General features: G+C 71.8%; 2 protein-coding genes. One reads left to right on the forward strand and one right to left on the reverse strand.

Features of this window, described 5'->3' with window-relative positions; all coding sequences use genetic code 11:
- Positions 1–64: 64 nt before the first annotated feature.
- Positions 65–715, forward strand: a complete 651-nt coding sequence (locus tag ACWCPN_RS34365; RefSeq protein WP_451214459.1) for a DUF1707 domain-containing protein — start codon at positions 65–67, stop codon at positions 713–715.
- 83 nt (positions 716–798) lie between these two features.
- On the opposite strand, the gene ACWCPN_RS34370 is transcribed toward ACWCPN_RS34365, so the two are convergent.
- Positions 799–8009 (reverse strand): amino acid adenylation domain-containing protein (locus tag ACWCPN_RS34370; protein ID WP_451214461.1); only part of this gene is annotated, 7211 nt, incomplete at its 5' end.

Here is an 8009-nt window from a genome sequence, read left to right on the forward strand (position 1 = left end):
CCGCCAGGGCAAGAGCTGTTCAAGGATCGAGTCGGGCCGTCGGCGGAAGCGTATGCTCCGGTCCATGGACTCCCCTCAGCCCTCCGGAGAATCGCGCGCCGATTCCTCCGAAAGCAAGTTTCTTTCACCCCGGCCGGACCTGCGCGCCTCGGACGCCGACCGGGAACGGACCGCCGCCGTACTGCAGGAGGCCACGGCCGACGGGCGCGTTTCCACGGACGAGTTGGAACAGCGTCTGGAAGTGGTCTACGGCGCCAGGACCAGGAGCGAACTCGACGCCGTCGTGAAGGATCTGCAACCGGTCCAGTGGACCCGCCGCACTCCGGCCGTCGGCAGGGACACCGGTGTTCTCAGCGGTTTCGCCCGAAAGGGACGCTGGACGGTGGGCGATTCATACCGGGGTACCGCCGTCGTCGGTTCCGGGGTGATCGATCTGCGCGAGGCGGAATTCACCGGACCGGAGACCACCATTCACGTCAGTTCATGGATCGGCACCGTCTACGTCGTCGTCCCGGACGACGTGGAGGTGCATGTCGAGGGCACCGGGGTCCTCGGCGGATTCAAGCAGGACCGGGCGAACACCGGTCACTCGGCGAGGCACCGGATCAACGTCACCGGGCTCGCCGTCTGCGGCAGCGTCTTCGTGGTGCACGAACTGACCCCGGCCCAGGAGCGCCGGCTGCTCAAGCGGAAACGGAAGGGCGTCGCGGACTAGCGGCGCTCCGCGCACGGCAGTTCCACGAGGTGGGCCGGCAATCGGCCCACCTCGTCGCGTTTCCCGGCCCCGCCCTCACCGTGTCACGCGCGGCCGTCCAGCTCCCTGTTCATGATCGCGCCCATGAACGCGGCGCTCTCCGGCAGATGCATGTCGTGGTGGGTGCACGCCACCTCGTGCTCGGTGAGCGTGCCGGTGATGTGCTCCCGCCACTTCTCCCGGCCGGCCGGGTCACCCGGCCCGCGCCCCAGCATCGCCGTGAACAGCAGGGCGTCGCCCTCGTACACCGGGGAGACGAACGACTGCAGCTTCTCGTGGTGGTCGGTGATGATCGCCGTGGCGACGTCGATCATCTGCAGGTACTCGTCGCCGCCGCGCATCGCGCCGAAGTACTTCTCCAGTTCGGCGCGCATGAGCCGTTCGTAGTCGGCCCGTTCGTAGGCGTCCGCACCGTTTCGCGGCGCGGCGTCCAGCAGGGCGAGCATGCCGACCTCGAGGCCGCGCCGGCGCAGCTTCACCGCGATCAGGTGCGCGAGGACGCCGCCGAACGAGTAGCCGAGCAGATGGAACGGCCCGTCCGGCTGGATGCCCAGGATCTGCTCCAGGTAGTCCTCGGCCATCGCGTCGATGGACTCGGGCAGCGGGGTCACCCCGTCGAAGCCGCGGGCCTGGACACCGTTGACGGGCCGGTCCGGGAAGCTCGCCGACAGGCCGAGGTAGGCCCAGCTCAGTCCGCCGCCGGGGTGCAGGCACCACACCGGATTGCGGGTGCCGTCGCTCTTCAGCGGCAGTACGACCGCGAACGGGTCGGCGTTCTGTGTCCCGGCGCCCGGCCGCAGGTGCGCGGTGAGTCCGGCGACCGTCGGGGACTCGAAGACGGCGCGCAGCGGGACCTCCACGCCCAGGGCGCCCCGGATCCGGCCGATCAGCCGGGTGGCACGCAGGGAGTGCCCGCCGAGCGCGAAGAAGTCGTCGTCGATGCCGACCCGGTCCACGCCCAGCACCTCCGCGAAGACACCCGCGAGCACCTCCTCCTCCACCGTGCGCGGTGCCCGGTAGGCGTTGCCGGTGATGACCGGGGACGGCAGGGCCGCCTTGTCCAGTTTGCCGTTCGGCATCAGCGGCAGCCGGTCCAGCACGACGAACGCCGCCGGGACCATGTAGTCGGGCAGCCGGTCGGCCATGAAGCGGCGCAGGTCGTCGACGCGCCCCGCGGCGTCCGGGTCGTTGACGTGTTCGGACAGCACGGTCACCGGACCGGCCGGCAGGAAGACGTCCGTGAGCGGAATTTCCGCACCCGTCCGCAGCAGGACCGCGTCCATCCGGCCGGGCACGGCCGACCAGGTGACGACGGCCCGGTAGCCGAGCTCCTCCCCCAGCCGGCGCACATCGCCCGGCGTGAGCGTCTCCCTGTCGCCGTCGGGCCGCCGGACCTCGGCGGCGGGCAGCCGCCCCGGGACGGTGTCCAGCCGGTGGACCGTGTCGGTCACCGGCCGCACCTCCGGGTGCGGGATGCCGCTCACCCGCACGCTCTCCGGCCGCTGCTCGGCCAGGAACCGCCGCAGCACCTCGGGCGAGCCGAACCCGTCCCAGGCGACCGGCGCGACACCGGCCAGGGAGGTCGCCTCGGCCGGCTCCTTGCGCAGCACCACCTCGTAGCGGTACCGGCTCAACTCGTTGGCCGCGTCCATGTCCTTCAGCCGGATGTCCACCGCGCCGATCGTGGGCAGCAGCCGGGGCAGAGCCGTGAAGAACTCCGGGGCCAGCAGCAGTTCGCGTTCGGCCAGGATCTCCAGCCGCACCCGCTCGCGCAGTTGCTCAACGGTGGTGCCGGCGTCCGCGCGTGCCAGCTGCACCTCGGTGGCGAACTCGCGCAGCAGCGTGTGGTTGCGGATGTCGCCGAGGTACACCGAGCCGCCCGGCGCCAGCAGCCTCAGGGCCTTGTCGATGACGTCGATGAGATAGCCGGCGTTGGGGAAGTACTGCACCACCGAGTTGACGACGATCGTGTCGAAGTACCCGGCCGGCAGGTGGTCGATGTCGTCGGCCCGCCGGGTCTCCAGCCGGACCCGGTCGGCCCACGGCGCGTCCAGCGCGCCGATCTGCGCCTTCAGCGACTCGATGGTGGCGCGCGAGAAGTCCAGCGCCCAGTACTCGTCCACCTCGGGGGCCAGCGGGGCCAGCAGCAGACCCGAGCCGACACCGATCTCCAGCACCCGGGACGGCGCGAGGGCACGGATGCGGTCGACGGCCGCGGACCGCCACTGCCGCATCTCGCTCAGCTCGATCGGCGCCCCGGAGTAACTGCTGTGCCAGCCCTGGAAGTTCTCGCCGAACTCGGTCGGCGGCGCCTGCGCCCCGGAGCCGGCCTCCTCGGCGATGTACGCCTCCTTGTGGGCGTAGAGGTCGTCGTACACCTCCGTCCACTGGCCGACCGACTCCTCCTCCACCGTCTCCCGGCGGACCAGCGAGGCCTCCCTGTCCAGTACGACGTACCCGACCAGGTCCCGGGTCCCGGGGCCGGCCTCGGCATCCCGGGCGACCACCACGGCCTGCCCGACGGCCGGATGCCCGGCGAGCACCGACTCGACCTCGCCCGGCTCGATCCGGAAACCGCGGATCTTGACCTGGTCGTCACTACGCCCGGCGAAGACCAGTTCGCCGTCACCGTTCCAGCGCACCAGGTCACCGGTCCGGTACAACCGGCCGCCCGCCGGGTCGAACGGGTCGGCGACGAACCGCTGCGCGGTCAGCCCCGGCCGCCCCCGGTACCCGCGCCCCACCCCGGCGCCGGCGACGTACAGCTCACCGACCACACCGGGCGGGACCGGGACGAGCCCCGGACTCAGCACGTAGACACGGGTGTTGGGCAGCGGCGCACCGATCGGGACGGCACCGGACGGCAGCTGCCCCGGATCCGACACGGTGTGGTACGTCGCGTCGACGGTGATCTCGGTCGGGCCGTAGGCGTTGACGACGTCGACACCGGGACGCCTGCGCTGGAACTCCTCGATCACCCGCGCCGAGACCGCGTCCCCGCCGGTGACGACCCGCTCCAGGGATGCCAGCTCGTGATCGTCCGCGGCGAGCATCTCCAGCAGCGCGGGCACCGCGAACAGGGCCGTCACCCGCTGCTCCGCGACGACCCGGGCCAGCGCGTCGACATCTCCGGCGTCGGCCGGGCCGACCACCAGGGTGCCGCCGCCCAGCAGGGCGGGCCAGGTCTCGAACGCCGACGCGTCGAAGGAGATCGAGGACTGCAGCAGGGTCCGGCCGCCCGGCTCGGGCCAGCCGTGCAGTGCCATGTCGGCGGCGTTGCGGTGGGTGATGGCGACACCCTTGGGTGTACCGGTGGAACCGGAGGTGTAGATGACGTAGGCCAGGTGCTCCGGCAGCGGAGCCGGGCGCCGGTCCGGGTCCGGACGGGACCCGGCGGTCCGTCCGGCGTCGAGGTGGATCCTGGGCACCTCCGACCGGGGCAGTCCCGCATCGGTCTCGCGGTCGGTGAGGATCACCACGGGACGGGCGTCGTCCAGGATGAACGCCACGCGCGGCCCCGGGTACTGGGGGTCGATGGGCAGGTAGGCGGCCCCCGCCCTGATCACGGCCAGCAGCCCCACCACGTAGTCGACGGAGCGCCGTGTCGCGAGCGCCACCACCTGGTCGGGGCCGGCACCGGCCTCGGCCAGCTCCGCGGCGAGCACGCCCGCGCGGGCGTCCAGCTCGGCGTAGGTCAGCGACCGGATGCCGTCCGTGACGGCCACCGCGTCCGGCGACGCCGTCACGACGGCCTGGAACAGACCGGCCAGCGTGGTGCCGGCCACCGGTCGCGCGGTGTCGTTCCACTCCTCCACCACGAGCGCCCGCTCGGCGGGGGTGAGGACGTCGATCGCGCCGACCGCCACGGACGGATCGGTGATGATCTGTTCCAGCACCCGGACGTAGCGCTCGGAGATCCGTTCCACGGTGGCCGGGTCGAAGACGGCCCGCTGGTACTGGAGCGACATCCGCAGCGGCTCGGGCGCCGCCATCAGGGTGAGCGGATAGTGCGTGCCGTCCACGGGGGTCGACCGGCTGACGGTGAGCCCGGAGTCACCGATCGGCCGGGTCAGCGCCTCCTTGTCGACCGGATAGGACTCGAAGCCCACGATGGTGTCGAACAGGGTGGACAGACCGGTGGACTTCTGGATGTCGACCAGGCCGTGGTGATGGTGGTCGAGCAGCGCCGCCTGCCGCTCCTGCAGGTCCGTCAGCACCCTGGCCAACGAGTCACCGGGCTGGTGACGGACCCGGACCGGAAGCGTGTTGATGAACAGCCCGATCATCGCGTCGACACCCGGCACGGCGGGCGGGCGGCCGGAGACGGTCATGCCGAACAGCACGTCCGTACGGCCCGTCAGCTGACCGAGCAGGATCGCCCAGGCCCCCTGCACGACGGTGTTGACGGTCACGCCCAGCTCGGCGGCGCGCCGGATCAGCGCCTCCGCCCGCTCCGGTGCCAGGCCGACCTGGTGACGGCCCATCCCGCCGTCCGTGTCCGCCTGCCGGGCCCGCGGCGCGAGCAGCGTCGGCTCGGTCACGCCCGCGAGTTCGCCGGCCCAGGTACGCGCGGACAGCTCACGGTCCTGCCGGGTCAGCCACTTCAGGAAGTCCCGGTAGTTCCGGGCCCTCGGCAGCGCCGACCCGTCCCCGTGTTCGACGTACAGACCCATCAGGTCCTGCATCAGCAGCGGAGTGGACCAGCCGTCGAACAGCAGGTGGTGGGCCATCAGCACCAGCTCGAAGCGCCGTTCACCGACCCGGATCAGCTTCATCCTGACCAGCGGCGCCGCCAGCACGTCGAAGTGGTCCCGGCGGTCGGCGGCCAGCAGCTCCGCCAGCCGGGCCTCCCGCTCGCCCTCCGGCAGCTCCCGCAGGTCGATCTCCTCCCACGGCAGCTCGACGCGGGCCGGCACGATCTGCACCGGTTCCCCGTCCGAGCCGAAACCGTACGCGACCCGCAGGTTCGGGTACCGGTCCAGCAGCGCCTGCCCGGCCGCCCGCATCCGCGCCGGGTCGACCACGCCGTCCAGGTGCATCGCGAACTGCATCTGATACGGGTCCAGTTCGCGACCGGCGAGCATCGCGTGGAACAGCAGACCCGACTGCATGGGTGTCAGCGGCCAGACGTCCGCCACGTCCTGGTGCCGGGCCTCCAGAACATTGATCTCGAGCTGGGACAGCGACACCATCGGCAGGTCAGAGGGCGTGAGCCCGCCGGCACCGTCGACGGCGGCATGACGGGCGAGACCGGTCAGCGCCTCCACCCACAGATCGGCGAGCGCCTGGGCCTCGTCGCGGGTCAGGACGCCGGTCGCGTAGGCGAACGTCGCCTGCAGGGCGGCGCCTTCGGCGGAGTCGGTGACGACCGCGTTGATGTCGAGGGCGTGCGCGAGCGGCATGTCGGCGTCGAACTCGGCGGACACGCCCTCCAGCGTCGCGACGGGCGCCCAGCCCTGACCCCGCAGGCTCTCGGGCATCTCGGCGCCGGAGAACCGGCCGAGGTAGTTGAAGCCGATCTGTCCGGTGGGCAGTTGGGAAAGGATGGGGGCGGTGTCGGGGTTGAGGTGGCGCAGCAGGCCGTAGCCGATGCCCTTGTCGGGGACCGCGCGCAGCTGCTCCTTGACCGCCTTGACCGCCCGGCCTGCGGCGAGGCCGCCGGCGAAGGCGTCGTCGAGATCGATCCCGGCGACGTCGGCCCGCACCGGGTAGAGCGTGGTGAACCAGCCGACGGTCCGCGACAGGTCCGCGCCCGGGACCACGTCCTCCTCGCGGCCGTGGCCCTCCATGTTCACGAGCACCGACTGCTCCGAGCCGCCCCGGGTCCGCCGCCACGCCGCGACGGCCAGCGCGACACCGGTCAGCAGGGCGTCGTCGGGACCGCAGCGGAACACCTCCGGCAGCCGCGTCAGCAGCGTCTCGGTCACCTCGGCGGACAACCGCACCCGCACCCGGTCCGCCGTGGCCGTGGTGTCGAGCGAGGCGTCGAGGCGCCGGGAGCCGAGGTCGGGGTCGGGGTCGGCGAGGGCCGACGTCCAGTGGCCCAGTTCGGCGACGCGCTCGGGACTCCGGGCATCCTCGGCCAGGGCCGCGCTCCAGCGTCGGACCGACGTGCCGACACGGGACAGGAGGGGGGCGCGGCCCGCCTCGACGGCCTGCCACGCCTCGATGAAGTCCGGGACGAGGATGCGCCAGGAGACACCGTCCACGACGAGGTGGTGGGCGACGACGAGAAGGCGGCCCTTGTCAGCGCCGGTGCCGAGGCCGGTTCCGACGCTGGTGCTGGTGCTGGTGCTGGTCGGGGTGAACCAGACGAACTGCAGCATGGTCCCGGCAGCGGGGTCCAGACGGTCCAGGGCCCGGTCCAGCTCCGCGGAGATCAGCCCGCCCCAGGCCTTCTCGTCACTGCCGCCGTCGCATTCGACGCGATGCAGCAGAGTCGATATGTCGACGGAGCCGGGCTCGTCGACGACCAGCTTCGGCTCCTCCCCGATGCCGCTGCCGTGGCCGTGGCCGTGGCCGGGGATCAGGCGGGAGCGCCACATGTCGTGCCGGTCCACGACCGCCGACAACGTCGCGACAAGACCGTCGTGGTCGATGCCGGTGGGCAGGTCCAGCACCATCCACTGCGCGTAACGGCCGTGCGAGCCCTGCCGGTCGAGCATCCAGTGACCGATCGGCAGCAGCCCCACCTCACCGACCCCGCCCCCGGGCAGTTCCTCCAGCACGGCACGGTCCCCGGCCCCGCCACTGGCGCCGGCCAGCAGAGCGAGTCCGGCGACGGTACGGGCCTCGAAGACATCCCGCGCCTTGACACTCAGACCCACATGACGGGCCTGGGTCACCACCTGGATCGAGCGGATGCTGTCCCCGCCCAGGGCGAAGAAGTCATCATCAACCCCGACCCGGTCCACGCCCAAGACCTCGGCGAACACACCCGCCAGCAACTCCTCCTCCGCAGAAGCAGGCGCACGATAAGCACCACCGGAGAACACCGGCGCCGGAAGAGCGGCCTTGTCCACCTTGCCGTTCACCGTCAACGGCAACCCGTCCAACACCACGAACGCCGACGGCACCATGTACTCCGGCAGTCGCGAGCCCACGAAAGCGCGGAGTTCGGCGGTCACGGCATCGGCGTTCTGTGCGCCGTCGAGGACCAGGTATGCGACGAGTCGTTTGGTGGTGTCGGTGACGCCGGGGGTGTCGGTGTCGTCGGAACGAGCGACGACCACGGCCTGCGCGACCGCCGGATGCG

It is taken from the genome of Streptomyces sp. NPDC002386 (assembly GCF_053593175.1).

Bases quoted from the DNA above. Each gene is read 5' to 3' on its own strand.
- ACWCPN_RS34365 (WP_451214459.1), top strand. From the start codon at position 65: ATGGACTCCCCTCAGCCCTCCGGAGAATCGCGCGCCGATTCCTCCGAA.